General features: G+C 70.3%; 20 protein-coding genes. 14 read left to right on the top strand and 6 right to left on the bottom strand.

What is annotated here, in order from left to right; translation table 11 throughout:
• Positions 1–34: 34 nt before the first annotated feature.
• Positions 35–700 carry a DUF2993 domain-containing protein gene (locus ACFMQL_RS16880; protein ID WP_364062946.1) on the bottom strand — a complete coding sequence of 222 codons (666 nt, stop codon included), beginning with the start codon at positions 698–700 and terminating at the stop codon, positions 35–37.
• Positions 701–784: 84 nt separating this feature from the next.
• Positions 785–1036: a MoaD/ThiS family protein gene (locus tag ACFMQL_RS16875; RefSeq protein WP_364062943.1), complete on the bottom strand. Its 252-nt coding sequence runs from the start codon at positions 1034–1036 to the stop codon at positions 785–787.
• 175 nt (positions 1037–1211) lie between these two features.
• Between ACFMQL_RS16875 and ACFMQL_RS16870 the strand changes: the two genes are divergently transcribed.
• From ACFMQL_RS16870 to ACFMQL_RS16860, 3 genes are all read left to right on the top strand, one after another.
• Positions 1212–1919, top strand: a complete 708-nt coding sequence (locus ACFMQL_RS16870; RefSeq protein ID WP_364062940.1) for a response regulator transcription factor — start codon at positions 1212–1214, stop codon at positions 1917–1919.
• Between the two features lie 122 nt (positions 1920–2041).
• Positions 2042–5494 (top strand): tetratricopeptide repeat protein, encoded by a 3453-nt coding sequence (locus tag ACFMQL_RS16865; protein WP_378786053.1) that lies wholly within the window; start codon positions 2042–2044, stop codon positions 5492–5494.
• Positions 5495–5814: 320 nt separating this feature from the next.
• Entirely contained in the window at positions 5815–6183 is a 369-nt protein-coding gene (locus tag ACFMQL_RS16860) for a hypothetical protein (RefSeq protein WP_364062931.1), read from the top strand.
• A 1-nt stretch (position 6184) separates the two neighbouring features.
• On the opposite strand, the gene ACFMQL_RS16855 is transcribed toward ACFMQL_RS16860, so the two are convergent.
• A complete protein-coding gene (locus ACFMQL_RS16855; RefSeq protein WP_364062928.1) occupies positions 6185–6850 on the bottom strand; it encodes a hypothetical protein in 666 nt (221 codons plus the stop codon).
• A gap of 108 nt (positions 6851–6958) precedes the next feature.
• Here ACFMQL_RS16855 and ACFMQL_RS16850 point away from each other — a divergent pair, with 108 nt between their 5' ends.
• The 7 genes from ACFMQL_RS16850 to ACFMQL_RS16820 all read left to right on the top strand — a co-directional run bounded on the left by ACFMQL_RS16850 (position 6959) and on the right by ACFMQL_RS16820 (position 14965).
• On the top strand, positions 6959–7570 hold the full coding sequence (locus ACFMQL_RS16850; RefSeq protein ID WP_364062925.1) for a dienelactone hydrolase family protein: 612 nt from the start codon (positions 6959–6961) through the stop codon (positions 7568–7570).
• Between the two features lie 120 nt (positions 7571–7690).
• The gene (locus tag ACFMQL_RS16845; protein ID WP_364062922.1) at positions 7691–8332 is read left to right on the top strand and encodes an ATP-binding cassette domain-containing protein; all 642 of its coding nucleotides are present in this window, start codon (positions 7691–7693) and stop codon (positions 8330–8332) included.
• Positions 8316–9548 (top strand): hypothetical protein, encoded by a 1233-nt coding sequence (locus ACFMQL_RS16840; RefSeq protein ID WP_364062919.1) that lies wholly within the window; start codon positions 8316–8318, stop codon positions 9546–9548. Before ACFMQL_RS16845 ends, ACFMQL_RS16840 begins: the two co-directional genes overlap by 17 nt.
• A gap of 67 nt (positions 9549–9615) precedes the next feature.
• Entirely contained in the window at positions 9616–11337 is a 1722-nt protein-coding gene (locus ACFMQL_RS16835; RefSeq protein ID WP_364062916.1) for an ABC transporter permease subunit, read from the top strand.
• A complete protein-coding gene (locus tag ACFMQL_RS16830; protein WP_364062913.1) occupies positions 11334–13808 on the top strand; it encodes an NB-ARC domain-containing protein in 2475 nt (824 codons plus the stop codon). Before ACFMQL_RS16835 ends, ACFMQL_RS16830 begins: the two co-directional genes overlap by 4 nt.
• Positions 13809–14026: 218 nt before the next feature.
• Positions 14027–14578, top strand: a complete 552-nt coding sequence (locus ACFMQL_RS16825; RefSeq protein ID WP_378786052.1) for a TetR/AcrR family transcriptional regulator — start codon at positions 14027–14029, stop codon at positions 14576–14578.
• Positions 14579–14581: 3 nt separating this feature from the next.
• Positions 14582–14965 carry a DUF5360 family protein gene (locus tag ACFMQL_RS16820; protein WP_364063262.1) on the top strand — a complete coding sequence of 128 codons (384 nt, stop codon included), beginning with the start codon at positions 14582–14584 and terminating at the stop codon, positions 14963–14965.
• Here the strand turns inward: ACFMQL_RS16820 and ACFMQL_RS16815 are convergent.
• Both ACFMQL_RS16815 and ACFMQL_RS16810 read right to left on the bottom strand, forming a co-directional pair.
• Positions 14949–15647 (bottom strand): zf-HC2 domain-containing protein, encoded by a 699-nt coding sequence (locus ACFMQL_RS16815; RefSeq protein ID WP_364062907.1) that lies wholly within the window; start codon positions 15645–15647, stop codon positions 14949–14951. The genes ACFMQL_RS16820 and ACFMQL_RS16815 overlap by 17 nt on opposite strands.
• A gap of 34 nt (positions 15648–15681) precedes the next feature.
• A complete protein-coding gene (locus tag ACFMQL_RS16810) occupies positions 15682–16179 on the bottom strand; it encodes a sigma-70 family RNA polymerase sigma factor (protein ID WP_378790167.1) in 498 nt (165 codons plus the stop codon).
• Between the two features lie 461 nt (positions 16180–16640).
• Here ACFMQL_RS16810 and ACFMQL_RS16805 point away from each other — a divergent pair, with 461 nt between their 5' ends.
• The 4 genes from ACFMQL_RS16805 to ACFMQL_RS16790 all read left to right on the top strand — a co-directional run bounded on the left by ACFMQL_RS16805 (position 16641) and on the right by ACFMQL_RS16790 (position 18586).
• Positions 16641–17048, top strand: coding sequence for an FHA domain-containing protein (locus tag ACFMQL_RS16805; RefSeq protein ID WP_378786051.1), 408 nt, complete (start codon positions 16641–16643; stop codon positions 17046–17048).
• Positions 17049–17336: 288 nt separating this feature from the next.
• The gene (locus tag ACFMQL_RS16800; protein WP_378786050.1) at positions 17337–17585 is read left to right on the top strand and encodes a hypothetical protein; all 249 of its coding nucleotides are present in this window, start codon (positions 17337–17339) and stop codon (positions 17583–17585) included.
• Positions 17576–17716 carry a hypothetical protein gene (locus ACFMQL_RS16795; protein ID WP_378786049.1) on the top strand — a complete coding sequence of 47 codons (141 nt, stop codon included), beginning with the start codon at positions 17576–17578 and terminating at the stop codon, positions 17714–17716. Before ACFMQL_RS16800 ends, ACFMQL_RS16795 begins: the two co-directional genes overlap by 10 nt.
• A gap of 66 nt (positions 17717–17782) precedes the next feature.
• Positions 17783–18586: a hypothetical protein gene (locus ACFMQL_RS16790; RefSeq protein ID WP_378786048.1), complete on the top strand. Its 804-nt coding sequence runs from the start codon at positions 17783–17785 to the stop codon at positions 18584–18586.
• On the opposite strand, the gene ACFMQL_RS16785 is transcribed toward ACFMQL_RS16790, so the two are convergent.
• On the bottom strand, positions 18558–18839 hold the full coding sequence (locus ACFMQL_RS16785) for a hypothetical protein (RefSeq protein ID WP_378786047.1): 282 nt from the start codon (positions 18837–18839) through the stop codon (positions 18558–18560). The two genes, ACFMQL_RS16790 and ACFMQL_RS16785, sit on opposite strands and share 29 nt — an antisense overlap.
• Between the last annotated feature and the right edge of the window lie 33 nt (positions 18840–18872).

Here is an 18872-nt window from a genome sequence, read left to right as displayed (position 1 = left end):
CTCATCACGTACGCGAGGACGCGACGGTTCACGCTCATCCACGGATCGGCACGTTCGTCGCTTCCGCCGAGAGCCTGAGCCCGCCCGGCACGCTCTCGACCTCGGTCACCTTCACGTCGAAGGGCAGCTTTCCTTTGAACGGGATCGTGTAGGAGACCATGCGGGCGACCTCGTCGGGCACGCCCTCGATCTTCTCCGCCTGGACCCTGATGCCTCCGTCCGCCAGCTCGACTCGCATCTCGGCGTTGAACTTCACCTTGTTGACCCCCACCGTCACCTCGCCCGACGCGGTGAGCCTGCCGCCGTTGCCGCCGATCTTGACGCCCTGGGGCGCGAACTTGTCGATGGTCGCCCTGCTGATCGTGCCGGTGACGGCGACGCGCCCGGCCCTGATGTCGGGGCGGTTCTGCAGGATCTCGGCCAGCGGGGCCGTCACGTCGTACGCCGCCCCGTGCAGATTTCTGATCGGCACCCCGCCGTAGGTGAACGTGCCGAGATCGAACTCGACTTCGGGATAGTGGCCCGAGAACGCCTGGGTGAGAAAGGGGATGCCCTTAATGGTCACCGTAGGGGTGCCGGACAGATCGGCGGAGGCGGCGATCCTGTTGGCGAGGTCGCGCTCGACTCCGGCAACCGCGACCCTGTCGGCTGCGACAAGGAGAATGATGAGCACGATCAGTGAAACGATCAGCTTGCGCATGGGGCTCCTTGTCGTGAGCGGGGGTCAAGAGCCTACCGATCCGGTTTGACTCATTCCCGGGACGAGCACGCGTTCACCTGCGGATCAGCCGCCGGCGAAGGGCGGCAGCACCTCGACGGTCGCACCCTCGGCGAGTATCACCTGATCGTGGGCGCGCTTGCCCACGGGAGAGCCGTCCACCAGGAAAGAGCAGCGGCGGACCACGCGCGCCAGTTCGGCACGATTCTGTGTGATTTTCGTCATCAGTTCACCAAGAGTGGCCGCGTCGAACGGCTCTTCCGCGACGCCCGCGGCATCCTTGGCCGCCGCCCAATAACGTATCTTTCCTGTGGCCATGCCTGCCTCACAATCGTTTCAGCCTTATTGTGCGTCACCCTTAACAAGCTTGTTTCAGGAGACGCGCTGTTCACCTGCTGGACGCGCAATGGACGCGACTTAGTCGTGGGATATCCTCACCTACAGGACTCGGGCGACGTAGCCCCCGGGTCCTTGTGTGTTTGAGGAGGCCGTAATGAGCAACCTGCTCCTGCTGACCAACGCCCTCGAGCCGTCCTCCGAGGTGCTTCCGGCGCTGGGGTTGCTGCTCCACTCGGTTCGCGTCGCGCCCGCCGAGGCCTCCGCGCTCATCGACACGCCGCCGGCGGACGCCGTTCTCGTGGACGCCCGCAAGGAGCTCGTGCAGGCCAAGAGCCTGTGCCGGCTGATCCGCACCACCGGCATCGACTGCCCGCTCCTGGTCGTCGTCACCGAAGGCGGGCTGGCCGCGATGACCGCCGAATGGGGCGTTGACGACGTGCTGCTCGACAGCGCGGGCCCGGCCGAGGTGGAGGCGCGGCTGCGCATGGCCACCGGCCGCATCTCGCAGCAGGCGGCCGAGGAGGTGCCCGACGAGATCCGCAGCGGCGACCTGTCGATCGACGAGGCCACCTACACCGCGCGGCTGCGCGGGCGCGTGCTCGACCTCACGTTCAAGGAGTTCGAGCTGCTGAAATACCTCGCCCAGCACCCCGGCAGGGTCTTCACCCGCGCCCAGCTGCTGCAGGAGGTGTGGGGCTACGACTACTTCGGCGGCACCAGGACGGTCGACGTCCACGTCCGGCGGCTGCGTGCCAAGCTGGGCACCGAGTACGAGTCGCTCATCGGAACGGTCCGCAACGTCGGCTACCGCTTCGTGCCCGACCGCGCCGAGAACGACAAGGCCGAATCCGCCAGCGTCTGATCCCCGACGACCCGATTGACAGCGGCAGCGTGCTGTCGTCAACTGATGTGACTGGTCGTCGCGCAGGCTGTTGATGCCTGTCATGTCGGGGACACCGCCGTCCCACCCGGGGTGGTGTCACGGTGGTTCTGTTCAAGGCGCTGGTCGACGAGGGTGCCCGCCCGCATGTCTTCCACCGTAACGAGACGATGTGCTCGCCGTTGCGGCCCGCCCACTGCGTTTACCTGATCGATTACGGCTACGCCCGCGAGTACATCCCGGCCGGCGAGCGCGAGGTCGTCCACGACCTGCGCGGCGACGGCGATCTCGTCGGCGAGCTGGCCTTCTGGAGCCCCGCCGACCGGGTCAAGGTGGATGCGCTCACCGAGGTCCGCGCCTGGCCCATCGACCTGCGCCGGCTGCGCGATCAGGCCGCGGCGGCCCCTGCCGTGGCGACCGCGCTGGTGGAGGAGCTGTTCGCGCGGAATCTCGCCGCCCGCAGGCACGAGGCGCTGGCCCGCGCGCCGGTCGCCGCCCGGCTCGCCGTCTGGCTGCTGCACCTGGACGAGCGCTACGGGCTCGCATCGGAGTCCGCGCCGCCGCTGTCCATGGAGACGCTCGCCGACCTGGTGGGCAGCTCGCCCGACGTGGTGCAGCGCCAGCTCACCCAGTGGGTGCAGCGGGGCTGGCTGGTCAGGCCCGGCTACCGGCGTCTGCACATCGCCGACCCGGTCGCGCTGCGGGCCGCCGCGGGCAGCTGGGAGCACCTGTCGGCGTCCTGGCAGGGGCGGGTGACGCCGTTCCTCACCCGGCCGGGCGGTCCGGAGCCGGGCAGTCAGATCCCCGTACGCGAGATGCCCAAGCCGCGCCAGCTCCCCGCCGACGTGCCCGACTTCACCGGCCGCCAGCAGAGCCTCGACCTGCTGACCGAATGGCTCGACCGGCCCCGGCGCCCCAACACGATGGTCGTGCAGGGCCTGCCGGGCGTCGGCAAGACCGCGCTGGTGACCCGCTGGGCGCACCTGCACGCCGACCGGTTCCCCGACGGGCAGATCTTCATCGACCTGCGCGGTCAGTCGCCGAGCCAGCCGCCGATGACCGTCGCCGAGGCGCTCGGGCAGATCCTGCGCTCGCTCGGCGTCGGCGAGCACATGCCGGCGTCGGACGAGGCAGAGCTGATGCTGCTGTATCGCAGCAGGATCGCCGGGCGGCGGCTGCTGCTCGTCCTCGACAACGCCGCCGACGCCGCCCAGGTGCGCGCGCTGCTGCCGGGCAGCAAGGACTGTGTGGTGCTGGTGACCAGCAGGACGCGGATGGGGCCGCTGCGCGCCACCGGCCACGCCGACCTGCTGGACCTGCAGGTGCTCGACCCCGGCAACGCGGTGGCGCTGCTGGTCGCGGTGCTGGGCGAGGACTCGCCCCAGGCGGCCGACAGGGACGCGCTGGCCGAGCTGGCGCGGGTGTGCTTCTACCATCCGTTCGCGCTGCGGATCTCGGCCGCCAAGCTCGCCGAGAACCCCGGGCTGAGCGTGCGCGGGCGGGTCGAGGAGCTGCGCAGGCCCGACCGGCTGCTGGTGGGCGACCCGGAGGAGGCGTTCAGGTCGGCGCTCGACCTCGCGTACGAGTCGCTGAGCCCGGCGCAGCGGCGCGCCTTCCGCCACGTGGGGCTGCTGCCAGGACGCGACTTCACGCCCGAGGTGCTGGCGGCGGCGCTCGGCGTACCGGTGGAGGAGGCGGTCGCCGCGCTGGCGGGGCTGCACCGGGCGTACCTGGTCGAGCCGCTGCCCGGGTCGCGCTACCGGGTGCACGACCTGGTCAAGCGGCTTGCGAGGGAGCTGGGCAGGCACGCCGAGGCGGGCGTACGCGAGGCCAGGGCGCGGCTGCTCGACCACTACCTGGCGGTGGCCTCCGACCCGGAGACGCCCGGCGAGTGGTTCGAGGCCGAGCGGCGCTCGCTGGTCTCGGCCGTGCGGATGGCCGGGGAGAGCGGCGCGCACGGCATGGCGTGGCGGCTGGCGGCGGCGGTGTTCGAGCCGTTCAGGCGGCTGCGCTACTACGAGAACAACCTGGAGGTGCAGCAGGGCGGGCTGGCCTCGGCCATGCAGGTGAGCAACCGCCGGGCGATCGCGCTCATGCGCGGCAACCTCGGCTCCATCCACCGCGACATCGGGCCGTCCACGCTGGCCGCCAGGTTCATCGGGGAGGCGCTGGCCGACCACGTCGCGCTCGGCGACCGCGAGGGCCAGGCGCGGGCGCTCAACGAGCTGGCCGAGGTGCACGGCATCGCCGGCAACAGCGAGCAGGCGCTGCGCCACGCCGCCGAAGCGCTCGCCCTGTACGAGGAGATCGGCGACCGGTCGGGGGTGGCGAAGTGCCTGCACACGCTCTCCCGGCTGCACCTGTCGCAGGAGCGCTACGAGCCGGCGCTCCAGTACGCGGGGGAGGCCCTCGACGTACGCGAGGAGCTGGGCGACCGGCGCGGCACCGCGCAGAGCCTGATCATCCTGGCGACCGTGCAGCGCAACCTGGGCGAGCCGAACGCCGCCCTGTCTGAGGGCCTGGAGGCGCTGTCGATCTGCCACGACTTGGGCGACGAACACGCCGAAGCCGAGACGCTGCTGTGCCTGGCCGAGATCTACGACCTGCTGCGGCTGCCGCACGACGCCAGGCGCGACGCCGAACGCGCCCTGGCCGGTTACACGGCGACCGGCGACCAGTACGGCTGCGGCCGCGCCCTGTGCGCGCTCGGCCGCATCGCACGCAACGGCTCACGCTACGACGAGGCGCTGTCCTACTACGAGCAGGCCCTGGCCGTGCAGATCGAGCTGCACCACGAGCAGGGCAGGGCCGAGACGCTCGGCGACATCGGGCTCGTCCACTGGCGGCTCGCCGACTACCGGCGCGCCGACGACTACCTCAACCAGGCGCTGGCCATCAGCAGGATGATCAGGGACGAGCCGGTCGAGGCGCGCATGCTCAACCGTCTCGCGCGGGTGCGGCGGCGGCAGGGCAGGCCGCAGGTGGCGTTCACGTACGCGCTGGAGGCCCTCGACATCGTGCAGGGCAAGGGCATCCGGCGGGCCGAGGCCGACGTGCAGGAGACACTCGCGTACACCTATCTGTCGCTGGGGCTGCACCGGTACGCGCTGCGCGCGGCCAAGTCGGCGCTGGCGATCAGGGAGGAGCTGCGCGACAACCGGGCGAGCGCGCTGCTGTCGGTGGCGCAGGCGCTGCACGCGGCCGGGCGGCCCGCCGCTGCGCTCAGCCCGGCGCGGGAGGCCGTCGAGTTGCAGCACGAGAGCGGTACGCGCGACCGCTGGGCGGCGGCACTGACCACGCTCGCCATGATCCTGCTCGACCTCGACCGGGTGGAGGAGGCGCTGCCGTACGCCCGCCAGGCCAGGGACGTGCACCAGGAGTGCGGCACGCGGCGCGACCTGGGCTGCGCGGCGCGGGCGCTCGGCCTCATCGCCGCCCGGATGGGGCGGCGGGAGGAGGCGGTCAGGCATCTGAAGGAGGCCGTGCACACGCTCGAAGAGGTGGGCGACCTGGTGGAGGCGCGGCAAGCCGCTGAGGAGCTCCGGCTGTACGCGTGACACGCCTCGTGCCCTGCGCCTCCGGCGACTCGGGTTCGGCGACTCGGGTTCTGCGCCTCCACCACCTCAGACCCGGCGCCCCCGCAGCCTCAGGGCCCAGCGCCTGTGACGGCTCCGGCTTCACCCGAGGCCGCTCGGGATGCGGGCAGAAGTCGGTGGGCTTCGGCCGCGGGAATGTCCGGCTTCGGCCGGGAATTGCTCAGGCTTTAACCCGAAACGCCGACAAAAGTCGGGAAATCTCAGGATCGAGGTCGCAGATCTTTCTCTGAGCTTTTCGTTACCTGGACTCACCGGCCGATTCACACACGGAGGTGATCCGGATGCTCAAGAACCATCTGCGGCGAGACCTTCAGTGGCTCAAGCGACAGGCACGTAAGGACCGGCGGATCACCGTCGCGATACTCGGCGGCCTGCTCGCGGCCTGGACGCACCAGCTCTCCGGCGGGCCGGGAGCGTCGCCGTCGCCGCTGCTGCTCGCGCTGTCGGCCGCGCTCGTCGTGGGGTCGGGGGGTGCGTGGCTCGTCTCGGCGTACTTCGTCACGAGGAGCCTGCGGGCGCGCCGGGAGCCGGCCGAGGAGCTGCGCTGGGTCGCGCGCATCAGGCTGGGCAAGGAGTGGGCGTTCGCCTCGCTCAGCGCGTACGTGGCCTGGCACCTGCTCCACTTCGTCACCGAGCTGGTGATGGGGTGAGTCAGGCGGACAGAGGAGCGAGCTCCAGGCGATCGCCCCTGATCGCCGAGCCGGTGTGGACGTATTGGACGATCTCCGCCGCCGGCAGCTCGACGAGGCCGAAGTCGGCGTCCGCGTGGGCGTCGCACCAGGCGACGATCTCCTCGGCGTTCGTCAGGGGCGCGGCGAAGTGGACCAGGCTGACGTACCAGCGGTCGCGGACCCGGCCGTACTCCAGGTCGCGTACGCCCCTCGACTGCAGGTTCCCGGCGAAGCGCTTGCGCAGCGTCTCCAGCGTCTCGTCCACCGGGTGCGCGCCCACCAGGACGCCGCCCCGGTGCGGCGCGACGCCCGCGAGGTAGACCCAGGCGGACGGCAGCCCGTCTGCGGCCTCGGCCAGCGCCTCGCCGTACGCGCGGCGCAGCGGGTCGTCCTGCGGGATCACGCTGCGGTACGGCTCCAGCGTCCTGAGCGTGACGTGCAGGGCCGGGCCGCCGTGCACCCAGTGACCGGGGGCGTGCACGGTGGCCGCCAGCTCCGTCAGCCGCTGGACGACCTCGCCGGCGGGCCGCAGCACGGCCGCCGCGCCCCAGCGCGGGTGGCCTTCCGTCATGGGCACGTCATGAGTGGCCTCACCGGCCAGCAGAGCGGTCCTCCCCCGCTCCCGGAACTCCGCGAAATCGGACATCCGAGCAGTATCCCAGTGCACATGCGCGCCTGAAGGGTGATCGGCCCGGGTGGGATAGAGGAGGGCGTCACCGGGTAGCGGCAGGTCGCGGTGAGGGGAGTGTGAGCGATGACGGGGGATCTGGTCGTTCCTGGCGCCGCCCTTGGCCTGGTGGTCTTCGTGCACGGCAGCGGTAGCAGCCGGCACAGCCCGCGCAACCGGTACGTGGCCGGGGCGCTCAACGAGGGCGGCCTCGGCACGCTGCTGTTCGACCTGCTGACTCCGGAGGAGGAGTTCGACCGGGCGAACGTGTTCGACATCGAGCTGCTGGCGGGGCGGCTGCTGGAGCGTACGGCGTGGGTGCGCGAGCAGCCGGAGACGGCGGGACTGCCGATCGGCTACTTCGGCGCGAGCACGGGAGCGGCGGCGGCGCTGTGGGCGGCGGCCGAGCCGGACAATGAGATCGCCGCGATCGTCTCGCGCGGCGGGCGGCCTGACCTGGCCGGCGACCGCCTCGCCGCGGTACGCGCCCCGACCCTGCTCATCGTGGGCGGCCGTGACCCGGTGGTGGTGGGGCTGAACGAGGAGGCGCAGCGGCGGCTGCGCGCGGACAGCAAGATCGTGGTGGTGCCGGGGGCCACCCACCTGTTCGAGGAGCCGGGCGCGCTGGATGCGGTGGCCGAGCATGCTCGCGAGTGGTTCGGCACGCACTTTCGCGCTTTCCGGCCCGCCAACAAATGAAAGATTTCCGGCCTTCAATAGCAAACACGCGCAGAAGCCGCGTTCGTTCGTTGAAGTAGATCGTTGTTTATGCGAACGTCAGGTGCGGATCACTTTCCGACGTGACGAACGGTTACAGACGTGCCGCTGCTGGAGATCAACGGTCTCATCTGGGAGGCCCACGGAGTCCGGCGACGCCTGTCACCCGATCCGCTGACGCTCGGCGAGAACAAAGTGGCGGTCGTGGTGGCCCGCGACTTCGCGGTAGGCGAGGCGTTCACCGACGTCCTGCTCGGGCTGGCCCAGCCGGTCGCCGGCCAGATCTTGCTCGACGGCAAGGACATCACCGGCATGCCTACGGCCGAGCGCGAGATCGGGCTGGTGCCCGCAGGCGGCGGTCTCTTACCGCATCTGACGGTCAGGCGCAACCTGGAGCTGGCCGCGCACGCAAGCAACGGCTTTGCGCCGGTGTCGCCCGGCTACATCGGCCACGTCACCAAGCGGCTGCACATCGAGGGCCGTATGGGCGACAAGCCGCACGAGCTCGGTCACGAAGAGCGGCTGACGGTCGCGCTCGCGCGGGTTCTGTGCCGGCCGGTGACGACGAAAGCGGTGGTGGTCGAGGACCGTAAGGGATGGGAGTCCTGCGACGGCGCGGTGAAGCGGGCGATGGACGAAGACCACAAACTGACCGTGCTCATCGTCACCGACGACAACACCACAGTGGCCAACTACGCCTCGTCCTCGGACTTGTTGGAGATCACCGATGTCGATAAGTCGTAGGGCGTTCCTGCTGGCCGTGCCGGCCGTGGCCGCCGCGGGCTGCGCCGGACAGCCGCCGCTGCGGGTCGCGGTGGTGTGGAGCGGTGAGGAGTTACAGCGCTTCCTGCGCGTGGTGGACGCCTACGTCGCGCACTCCCGCCGGCCCGTGAGCGTCTACTCGGCGGGCGACAACATCAGCGCGCTGCTGCGCGGCCCCGCCGAGAACGTCATCCCCGACGTGGCCGTCATCCCCCGGCTCGGCCTGCTCTTCGACCCCGTCGTACGTAAGCGCATCCAGCCCAGGGAGAGCGGGCACGTCCAGCCGGAATTCTGGCGGCGGCTGGTGACCCCCGAGGAGGGCGGGCCCGAGCTGGGCGCCTGGTTCAAGCTCGCCTACAAGTCGCTCGTGTGGCACCGCAAAGGCGAGCGGCACGCCCCCGCGAGCCTGACCGCCTGGCAGCCTCGGCCCGGATCGGTGGCCATCGGCGCGGCCGACGGGTGGGTGCTCAGCGACTGGTTCGAGAACGTCCTGCTCTCCATGGCCCCCGAGGCGTACGACGGCCTCTTCGCCTCGGCGACACGCGGCGACCCCGAGTGGTGGGCGAGGGGCGAGGTGTCCGAGGCGCTCGAAAGGCTGGCCTCGCTCTGGCGCGACGCGTTCACCCCGGAGCAGGGCAGGCGCGCGCTGACCCTGCAGTTCCACGACTCGATACTCGATGTCTTCCGCTACCGCACGGCCGACGTCGTGGCCGCGCCCGACTTCGCGCTGCCCGTCATCCAGCGCTACGCCGGCGCCGACGTGGCCGGCCATTTCCGCTTCCCCGGCGACGCGGGCGGGCCGCCGCCCCTGGTGGTCGGCGGCGACGTCGCGGTGGCGATGAAGCGCGGCGGTAGCGACGCGCTCGACTTCGTGGAGTGGCTGACCAGGCCGCGCGGTAACACGAACGACGCGCTGACCGAATGGGTGGACGAGGGCGGCTTCCTGACCCCGTACCGCGACCCGACACAACCGCTGCTGCGCGAGCCCGCGCTGGCGCTGCGGCGCAGCGAAGGTCTGCGCTACGACCTGTCCGACCGGCTGATCGGCCGCCTGGAGGGCGGCGACGGGCGCGGGTTGTGGCGGGTGCTCACCGAGCTGTTCAGCGACGTCGCCGCGAGCACCGTCACACCGCGAAGCGCGGCTCTGGCCGCCCGCGAGAAGATCGTGACGAGCCTCGCGAAGGGCGCCGCCCGATGAGCCCGCGTTTCCCACGTGCCCGTGTGATGAGTGAACGCAACACCTTTCCGTCCGGGGTGAGCGCGCGATGAGTGGTAGCGACCGAGGCAACTACGGACCGAACACCTTCCTGTTCGAGGTGGCCCCGCACCCCGACGCCGGGGTACCGGTGAAGCCACAAGGCATCAGCCGCTGGCGTGCGGCGTTCTACCTGCTGCTTGCGGTGCTGCTGTCGGCGGGCGTGACATTGGTCCCGCTCCTCGCGACCGTGATCATCAGCTTCTCAGAGCCCGGCGCGTGGCAGGAGGTGCTGACCGACGCGGGCGCCTGGCAGGCGATCGGCAACATGCTGATCTGGTGGCTGCTCGTCGTGGTGGTGTGCGCGGTGGGGCTCGGCCTGGCCTGGCTGGTCAGGAACGCGGGCCCCGCGCTCGGCCTGGTCATGCGGATCATCCTGGTGCTGCCCGCCGTCGTCTCGCCCCTCACCACGGGAGCCGTTTTCCGCCTGCTGTTCGACACCAGCCAAGAGCGCGGCATGGCCTCCGCTCTGCTCGGCCGCGACACCCCCTTCCTCGGGCCCGGCTGGATCTGGCTGGTGCTCGGCTCGGCCTTCGTCTGGCAGTACGCCGGGATCGCCTTCCTCGTCTTCCACGAGGCCCTGGCCAGGCTGCCCGCTGACCTGCTGCGCACGACCAGGGCGTTCGGCGTGGACCGGCGGGGACGGCTGTGGAGCGTGATACTGCCCGCGCTGGCGCGCCCGGCGGCGCTCGCGTACCTGTTCGCGCTGGTCTTCGCGGCTCGCGTGTTCGATCTGGTGCTCATGGGCGTACCAGGGTCGATGCAGGCGCTCGTCGAAGGCGGCGGGCTCTACTGGTGGCGGCACAACGACGACCTGGGCTATGCCGGGGCCGCCGCGTTGGCGGTGTTGATGTCCCTGCTGGTCGCCGCGCTCGCCGCGCCTGCCCTGCTCGGCCTGCACGGGCGGGTGACCTGGGCCGGCTCCGCCCCGTCCACCCGGCCGCGCACCGACCGCGCCCGGTGGCTGTGGCCGCTCGGCGGGGCGGTGTCGGTGCTGTGGCTGCTGCCGTTCGCGGCGCTGCTCATCACCTCGTTGCGCGACCCGGTCGCGGCCGCGCAGACCGGGTGGTGGAACGGCGAGCCGTGGACCTTCGGCTCGTACACGGAGGCGCTGACCGACAGTGCTTTCATCAGCGCGCTCGCCACCACGTTCCTGCGGGCCGTCACAGTGGTCGCCGTGGTGCTGCTCGCGGCGGTGCCGGCGGCGTACGTGCTGGCGCACGAGCACCTGCTGCCCCGCCGCACCTGGCAGATGGTGCTGCTGGTCGCGGTGGCGCTGGCGGCGCTGCCGCCGCAGGCGTTCGCCGTGCCGCTTCAGCAGGTGCTGAGCCCGATCGGCACGGCCCCGGCGCTGATCATCGTGCACGCCGCGCTGGTGCTGCCGCTGGCGGTGCTGGTGCTGCACAACGCGTTCGTCCGGGTGTCCGCGCCCATGCTGGTGCGCGGTCGTCGCGAGCTGTTCCACTACGTCCGGGAGGCCCGCCCCGCCGTGGTGCTGGCCGGGGCCGTGGTGTTCGTCCTGGTCTGGAACGACGCGGTCGTCGGACTGTTGCTCAACTGGCCGTCGGGGGACCACCTGCCGCTGATCCTGCTGGAGCAGGCCCGCCACTTCATGAGCGCGGCAAGCCCGCTGGCGGCCCAGGCGGTGCTGGCCATGGTGGTGCCGGTGCTGGTCGTGGCGTTGACCGCGCGCCTGCTGTACCAGGGCCTGACGGGAGGGGTGCGGCGATGACGGAGCTCTCGCGCAGGGGCCGCATTCGCAACTGGATCGATGAGGTCCGCGTGCAGACCACCGCGCACAGGGCCGAGCTGGGCGTCGGCGGGGCGCTGACGGTGAGCGGCACGATTCTGATCCTCCAGGAGGAGTTGCTCAGACAGCTCCTCGGCGGGCTGCCGATCTGGGTGCTGATAGCGCTGATCGTCGTGTCCGTGGTCGTGCCGCCGGTCGCCATCGGGGCGATCAAGCATGTGATGCGCCGTACCCGCGCCAAGGCGGCACAGCACCAGATTTCGGCGCGGCACCTGGACCCAGCAGAGAAGCTGGTGGGCAGGGACGCGGAGATCGCGCGGATCAAAAGGAGACTGAAGAGGAGAAGTGTCCTCGCCATACGTGGCCCCGTTGGGAGGGGCACGTCCGTCATCGCCCGCAAGGTCGCCTCGGACCTGGTGGGAGAGAACACCGATCAGTTGCTCTACGTCGACGTGCGCGGTGCCAGCAAGGACCACCCCGAGAGTGCGTTGAGCGTGGCCAAGCGGGTGCTGCGCACGCTGGGCCTCCAGATCAGCGAGATCCGACGGGCCGAGGACGCCGGCGACAAAGTGGGCGCAGCACTCAAAGAGCAGCATTACGTGCTGCTGCTGGACAACGTCAGCTCATGGAGCCAGGTCGACTGGCTGCCGGACGGGGTGCAGGAGGCGCACGTCATCATCGCGGGCACGCTCACGGGCATTCCGTCCGACGGCAGCGTCGCGCACATCGAGCTCGCATCGCTGGACGAGCAGGCCCGGCAGGACCTGCTGGCCCAGCACATCGGTGATGAACGGGCCAGCAGCGAGCCGGAGGCGCTGAAACAGCTCGCCGACGCTTGCATGGGCAACCCGCGCGAGCTGGTCAGGGTCGGCGCCTGGCTGGCCCGCAACCCCCGTATATCCCTACAGACCATGGTGAATGACTTGCAGGGGACGGACACAGCGAAGACTCTGCAATTCGTGCTCGAACGCAGCTTCGCCCAGCTCAAGCCGACCGCCAGAAAGTTGTTCACCTTGCTGGCCGAGCTCCCGATCGCCGAGCTGGACTCAAAGGCCGCCGCCGCACTGCTCGGCATGCCGTCCGCCGACGACGCGATATACGAACTGATCGACATGGGCCTTGTCGAGCGGGTGCGGAACCAGCGCATACGCGTGCCGAAGACGTTTCGCGACAGCGGCGTGACGGAGGCTGCGGGGCGCTCGCGGAGGCAAGTGGCGGCATGGCGTCGACTGGTGGAGCACTTCGCGGCACAGGCCGCCGAACACGCCCGGCGGTTGTCCGGTGCCGAAGAAGAAGGGAAGGCGGCCGAAGACTGGTTCGCGATGGAGGACCAGGTGCTGCAGCAGGTGCTGGAATCAGCACCGGACCCCAGAACCGGTCGCGCACTGGCTGCGATCGGGGACGCGCTGGACACCTGGTACCGGTTCGAAGGACGCGACGAGGACCGGTTGAACACGGCGGCCCTCCTGGCCAAGGCCGCTGAGGCACTCAAGGACGAGCAGTTGCAGGCGACGGCAGAGCTCCGCCAGTGCTCTCTCTTACTCGCCGTCAGCGAAGTCCGCGAGGCGCATCAGCACTTCAACAAGGCGGCGCAACTATACGGCGGGGTCGAACAGGGGCCCGCCGAACAGCACCTGGCATACGCGACACTGCTGCTGGCGGCAGGCGACGACTACAAGACCGTCGAGCAAAAGCTCGTCCAATACGGCCAGGCTCTGGGCCGCAACGACGTCCTGGGGCAGGCCGTCCAGCTGACCAACGTGGCGGCGCTGCTCATGCGGAAGGGCCAGGCGCTGTTCATGCCGGGCGATGAGAAGGCAGGAGACGAAGCCGCGCATGCCGACGGTGACGTCCCGGAGCCGGTCGATCGCGAGACCGGACAGGCCAGCCGCGAGGAGGCCGCCGCCGAGGCGCGGCGCCTGTACACCAACGCCAGGATCGTGCTGTACCAAGCGCTCGACCTGGCGGAGCAGGCGCGCGACAAGGCGACGCAGGCGCACGCCCACGAACTGCTCGGGCTGGCCCACCACTTCCTCGGCCAGCGTCACGACGCCGACCAGCACCTGGTGCAGGCCGAGACGCTCTACGGGAAGCCCGAGGCTAGGAAGCCCGACAAGACCGCACCCACCCCCGAGGAGCAGGACCATAAGGTGGACAGGACCGGGCTCGGGCGCTGCAAGGTGCACCGGGCCGGGTTCCTGCTTGAGGACCCGAAGCACCAACCGGCCGAGGTGGCGGCGCTGCTCGTCGAGGCGCTGAAGGACCTGCCGCCGACCGGGGTGAGCAGGGCGCTGGCGCACCTGCACCTGAGCAGGTTGCAGCCGGAGCAGGCCGGCGAACACCGCGAGAAGGGGGCGCAGGCCCTGGCGCCCTGGCAGGGGACCGCGGAGCCCCAGCAGGTCAAGGTGCTGCGCGAGCTGCTCGAAGCCAGGGAGGCCGCGGAGAGCCCGTGACCGGCCGCCTGCCGGCTCGCCCCGGGCCTCCGATCGCACCGAACCCCGGCTGATCGCCTCCGCTTGCCGATCAAGCCGGTTCCCTGGTGATCACCTCACGCTCCGATTGACCAAGCCTCTGCCTATCCGCCCCGAGCCGGTCATCAGACCGTGCCGTCCTCCCCCCGTACCCGCACCTGCCACTGAAACTGTACCGGCTGACCGGTATAGTTTCGGGCATGCCACGACCGAGCGCGAAGGACCGTCTCCTCGACGCCGCCGCCGACGTGCTGCTGTCGCAGGGGGCAGAGTCGCTCACCCTCGAAGCCGTCGCCAAGCGGGCCGGGGTCTCCAAGGGCGGGCTGTTCTACCACTTCCCCACGAAGCAGGCCCTGGTCGCCGCCATGGTCGAGCGGCTCACCAAGTCTTTCGACGACACACTCGCACGGGCGGGCGACCGGCCCGGCGACTTTCTGCGCGCCTACGTCGAGGCGACCATCCCCGAGCGGCACACCACCGCCACGGCCCCTGCCGACCGCGTCACCGCCGCGCTGCTCGCCGTCGTGCTGGTCGACCCGGCGCAGCTTCAGCCGTTGCGCGAGCGGTTCGCCGCCTGGCAGGCCAGGCTCGCCGATGACGGTATCGACCCGGCGGTGGCGACGGCCATACGGCTGGCTGCGGACGGCTGGCGGGCGGCCAGACTGCTCGGGCTCGGCTCACCCGGACCCGACCTGCACGAGAAGACCCGTCGCCACCTGTTGGAGGCCATCGACCGTGCTGCGCGCGACTAAGGGATTAATGCTCGTCACGGATGTCGGTTCGTCGTCTATTTCGCCGTCGCCGGTCTCGGGCTGATCCCGCTGGAGTGGGCGTTCGCCGACTACACGAACCCGCTGATGGTGGACTGGAACTGGTCCTTCCTCTGGATCGACCTGCCGGCCAGCGCCACCGGGCTGGCCGGCCTGCGTCTCATGCGCCTCGGCCGGGCGAGCGGTCCGCCGCTGATGCTGGTCTCGCTGGCGCTGACCATGGCCTCGGGGCTCATGGCCATCGCGTTCTGGACGTTGCGGGGCGACTTCTCGCTCGCCTGGTGGATACCGAACCTCTACCTCATGCTCTTCCCCATGCCCGCCATCGTGTGCCTGACGCGGGGCATGAGCGTCAGACCGGCACCGTAGCCAGCGTCCTGCCGTCGAAGGTCTGGATGGTGAAGTGGTTGATGTCGTCCTGCGGCAGGCTGGTGGCGCCGTGCAGGAGCAGCGGGTCGGGCGCGCCGGGCACGCCGTACCCCTTATCCGGAACGCCCCAGCTCGCCACCACCTCTGAGCGGCCGTCGTCGCCCACCGCCATGAGCCGGCACTGCAGCGGTCCTTTGACGCCCTTCAGCTCCAGCGCGACGTGGGTGCCCCAGCCCTTGTCCTCCAGGCCGACGACCCCGGAGACGCCGGTGGCCGGGTCGGTGACGGAGTACGTCTTGCCGGTCATGAGCAGCGCGCGGGCCGGGCTGTGGATGCTGTCGGGATCGGGGCCGCTGCCCACCGTGGCGTTGAAGCCGAGATAGACGCCGGCCGCGACGAGCACGCAGGCGGCGGCGGTCATGAACGTGCGGTGCAGGCTCCGGCGGCGCCGCTCGGCGGCGGCGCGGCGGACGAGGAGCGATTCGACCTGCGGGTCCGGCGGTTGCGGCAGCAGGTCGTCCGGATGTACCCCCTTGATGAGCTCCCCCATGGCGGCGAACGAGTCCACCTCGGCAGAACAGATCCGGCAGCCGAGCAGATGGCGTTCGAAGGCGTCCCGCTCTTCCCCTTCGAGCAGGCCCAGCGCGTACGCGGCCACATCCTCGTGATGTACCTCAGTCATGGCGCCACCCCCCTGACATCGTGACGCACCTTGGTCACGGCAGCGTCACCCCCCTTTCCTCCAGCGCGACCCGTAAGGCGCGCATGGCGTAGTACACGCGGGACTTCACCGTGCCGACGGGCACGCCGATCGTCTCCGCCGCCTCCTGGAGCGAGCGGTCCAGGAGGAACGTCTCGGTGAGGACCTGCCGGTGCGCCGGGGAGAGCGACATCATCGCGTCGGTGATCACGATCTCTCTCAGCAGCTGCTCGTCCTCGGCGGCCACGGGCTGGGCGCGATCGGAGATGTCCTCGACGGTGTCGAGGGGGCGGGCGTTGTTGCGGCGCCGGTCGTCGATGACGACGCGCCGTGCGACGGTCGCGAGCCAGGGCATCAGCGAACCGGATTCCGTACGCAGATCGTGGAGGTTGCGCCAGGCCCGTACGAGCGTCTCCTGGACGACGTCCTCGGCCCAGCGGCGATCGCCGCCCGTCAGCCTGATGGCGAACGCCATGAGGGGGGCGCCGTATTCGCGGTAGAGGGCTCGGACCATGGCCTCGTCCGTTACGCGGTGATTCACCACGGGCGGGCTCCTAGCGCTGCGGATATCACGAAATACCGCACTCGGTACGCTGATATTGGGAAATATCACTCTAGCGACGGAGTGGCGCCCGGGTCAGGTAAATTGCAAACCTCGCTGCTTAACTAGATTAATCCGCTAAATCGCGCTTCAGTCCCCTGCGGAGGGGATTACGATCATTCGGTTGACGAGCCGCGAGCCGCGAGCCGCGAGCCGCGAGCCGGATCCGCGAGCCGCGAGCCGCGAGCCGGCGGCCGTCACCGCCGCCGACGTCGAGGTCGATGTCAAGGTCGAGTCGACGTCGAGTCGACGTCGAGTCGAGGTCGAGGTGACGGCGAGTCGAGGTCGAGGTCGAGGTGACGGCGGAGCCCGAGACCCCCATCTGATCACTGCTGCGGGCGGGACCCTTTCCGATCAACCGCCGGCCCTGCTACGTGGGCAGCGGCGAGCTCGACCCCGACGCCGCCGTCGCCGACAGCCCGCTCGTGCCGGAGGCCGCGATCAGCGTGGGCGAGCCCGAGCGTACGCAGCCGTGGCGGCCCCTGCCGGCGACGGGCGCGATCCACGTCTTCGCCGGCCCCGACGCGGAACGGAAGGTCTTGCCGACCCCGGGCAGCCACCTGGTCGGCCGCGAGCACAGCGACATCAACCTGCCGTGCGACGCCAAGGTGTCCAAGCGGCACGCCTGCATCGACGTGTCGTGGACCGGCGAGGCCACCGTCGTCGATCTCGGCTCGCGCAACGGCACGCGGGCGGACGAGGCAGGCGCACCCGGCCCGGTCGTGCCGCGCCCCAACGGGGAGGCGTACCCGGCCCCATCGCGCTGCGCCCCGACGAGGTGACGTACGCAGCCCGGCCACGTCGCACCCCAACAGGGAGGCGTACACGGCCCCGTCACGCTGCGCCCCGACGAGGTGACGTACGCAGCCCGGCCACGTCGCACCCCAACAGGGAGGCGTACCCGGCCCCCATCGCGTCGCGACCCGACGGGGTGGTCAGGTGGGTGACGACCGGCTGCGCTGGGTGCCGCTGCCGCCCGCCCGGCTGCGCACCACCCGGGCCAGGGACGGCCGCATCGACTTCGACCGGGCCGTCTCCCCGGCCCCGCCGTGCCGGCCGCGCGCATCACGATGCCGAGCAACAAGGTGCCGGAGCGCAATATCGCGGTGCCGCTGCATTCCTCGCTGCTGCCACTGCTGCCGCTGCCACTGCCACTGCCGTTTTCCGGCGCGATGGCCATCCTGTTGCAGAGCCCGTATTTTCGGCTCTTCGGAATTCTGCCGCCGATCACGTTCTTCGCCACCCGGCGGGTGGAGGGCAGCAGCGCAGAAAGAAAGAGCGCGAGTTCGACCAGCGTAAACGCCACACGATGGAGCTGATCAGGCGGCACGTCGTACGCAAGCAGTGGCTGCGTCATGAGGTCGCCCCCGACGAGGTGGAGCTGACGTTCGCCGCCACCCACGAGGGCCCTGGGCTGTGGCCGCGCAACGCCGGCTCCCCGACGGGCTGACGCTGCGCGTGGGGGTGGCCGAGGAGCCCGCCACGATCGCGTTCGAGGCCGGACTTCGTCCCGCCGGTGCTGCGCGGCGTGCCGGTGACGGCGGACCTGCGGGAGATCGGCGTGCTCGGCGTGATCGGCCCGCCCGAGCCGGTGGACGCGCTGCTGCGCCGGCTGCCGTACCTGAACGTGGACGGTCCCGTGTCCTGCCTGGCGGGCATCACCCCGCAGACCAGGACGGAACGTGTCGAAGAGCTGAGGGACCTGGTCACCGAGCGGCTCAAGGCGAGGGGGCGCCGCTTCGCCGAGGAGGTCGTGGTGATCCTCGACGGCGCGCGGGCGTTGCGCCGAGTGGGCCCCGTCCGGCTCGCCGCGTTCCCGCACCCGTCACGCGCTATTTCCCGACACAATCAGGAAACGCAGATTTTTGCGCGGCATTCTGTCACGTCGGGGGATTTTCTGTTATCAAGGGGGAAGCGAAGGGAATCATACCGTCGCCCCCGCTGTTTCCCCGATCCGCCCGGTAAGGAGTGCCATGAACAACGCCCCTGCCCCACAGATTCAGCAGGACCGGAAATCCGCCGGCACGATCACCGTCCGCCGCCTGACCAGTGCCGAGACCCCGCAGGTCATGTACCCCAGCCACGGCAACTCCAACTGATCACCCAGGCCGCAGAATTTGCGGCCTGGAACTTTTTCGGGGTGACCATTGGTGATCGGGCAACTGACGCTTTTCTTTCGCCGCCCTCCCCTTGTCCGAAACCGAAATTCGGCGCGGTTCCAACGCTCGCTCCGCCGCTCAATGAAGCGTCGAGTTCGGGGTGCGTGGCGATGGCCGTCTTGAAGAACTCGATCATGCCCTCCAAGCCCCGCATGACCTGACGGGCGCCATTGTTCGGTCGTAATCCTGCTGGAATTCCCCTGAGGCGCGATCGGTGACGAAGTCGCTGCTCACGAGCTGGTCGATCATGGCCTTGAGGTGGGTCAGCCGGGTCTGGATGTCCTCCTTCTCCTTGTTGAGGCGGTTCGCGCCGCTCTCCACCTGCGGGAAGCTGAGGTGACGGGTGCCTGCCGCCATGGCGAGTTCACTCTCCTTCGGGTTCCGACCGGGTGCGGCCGCGATCCTGGCGTCCACCAGCCCGGGCCAGGTCGCCGGTACGCCCGGCGC

Source organism: Nonomuraea fastidiosa, assembly GCF_042751225.1.
GTDB classification, from domain to species: Bacteria; Actinomycetota; Actinomycetes; order Streptosporangiales; family Streptosporangiaceae; genus Nonomuraea; species Nonomuraea fastidiosa.
This window is presented reverse-complemented; position numbering and strand designations above follow the sequence as displayed.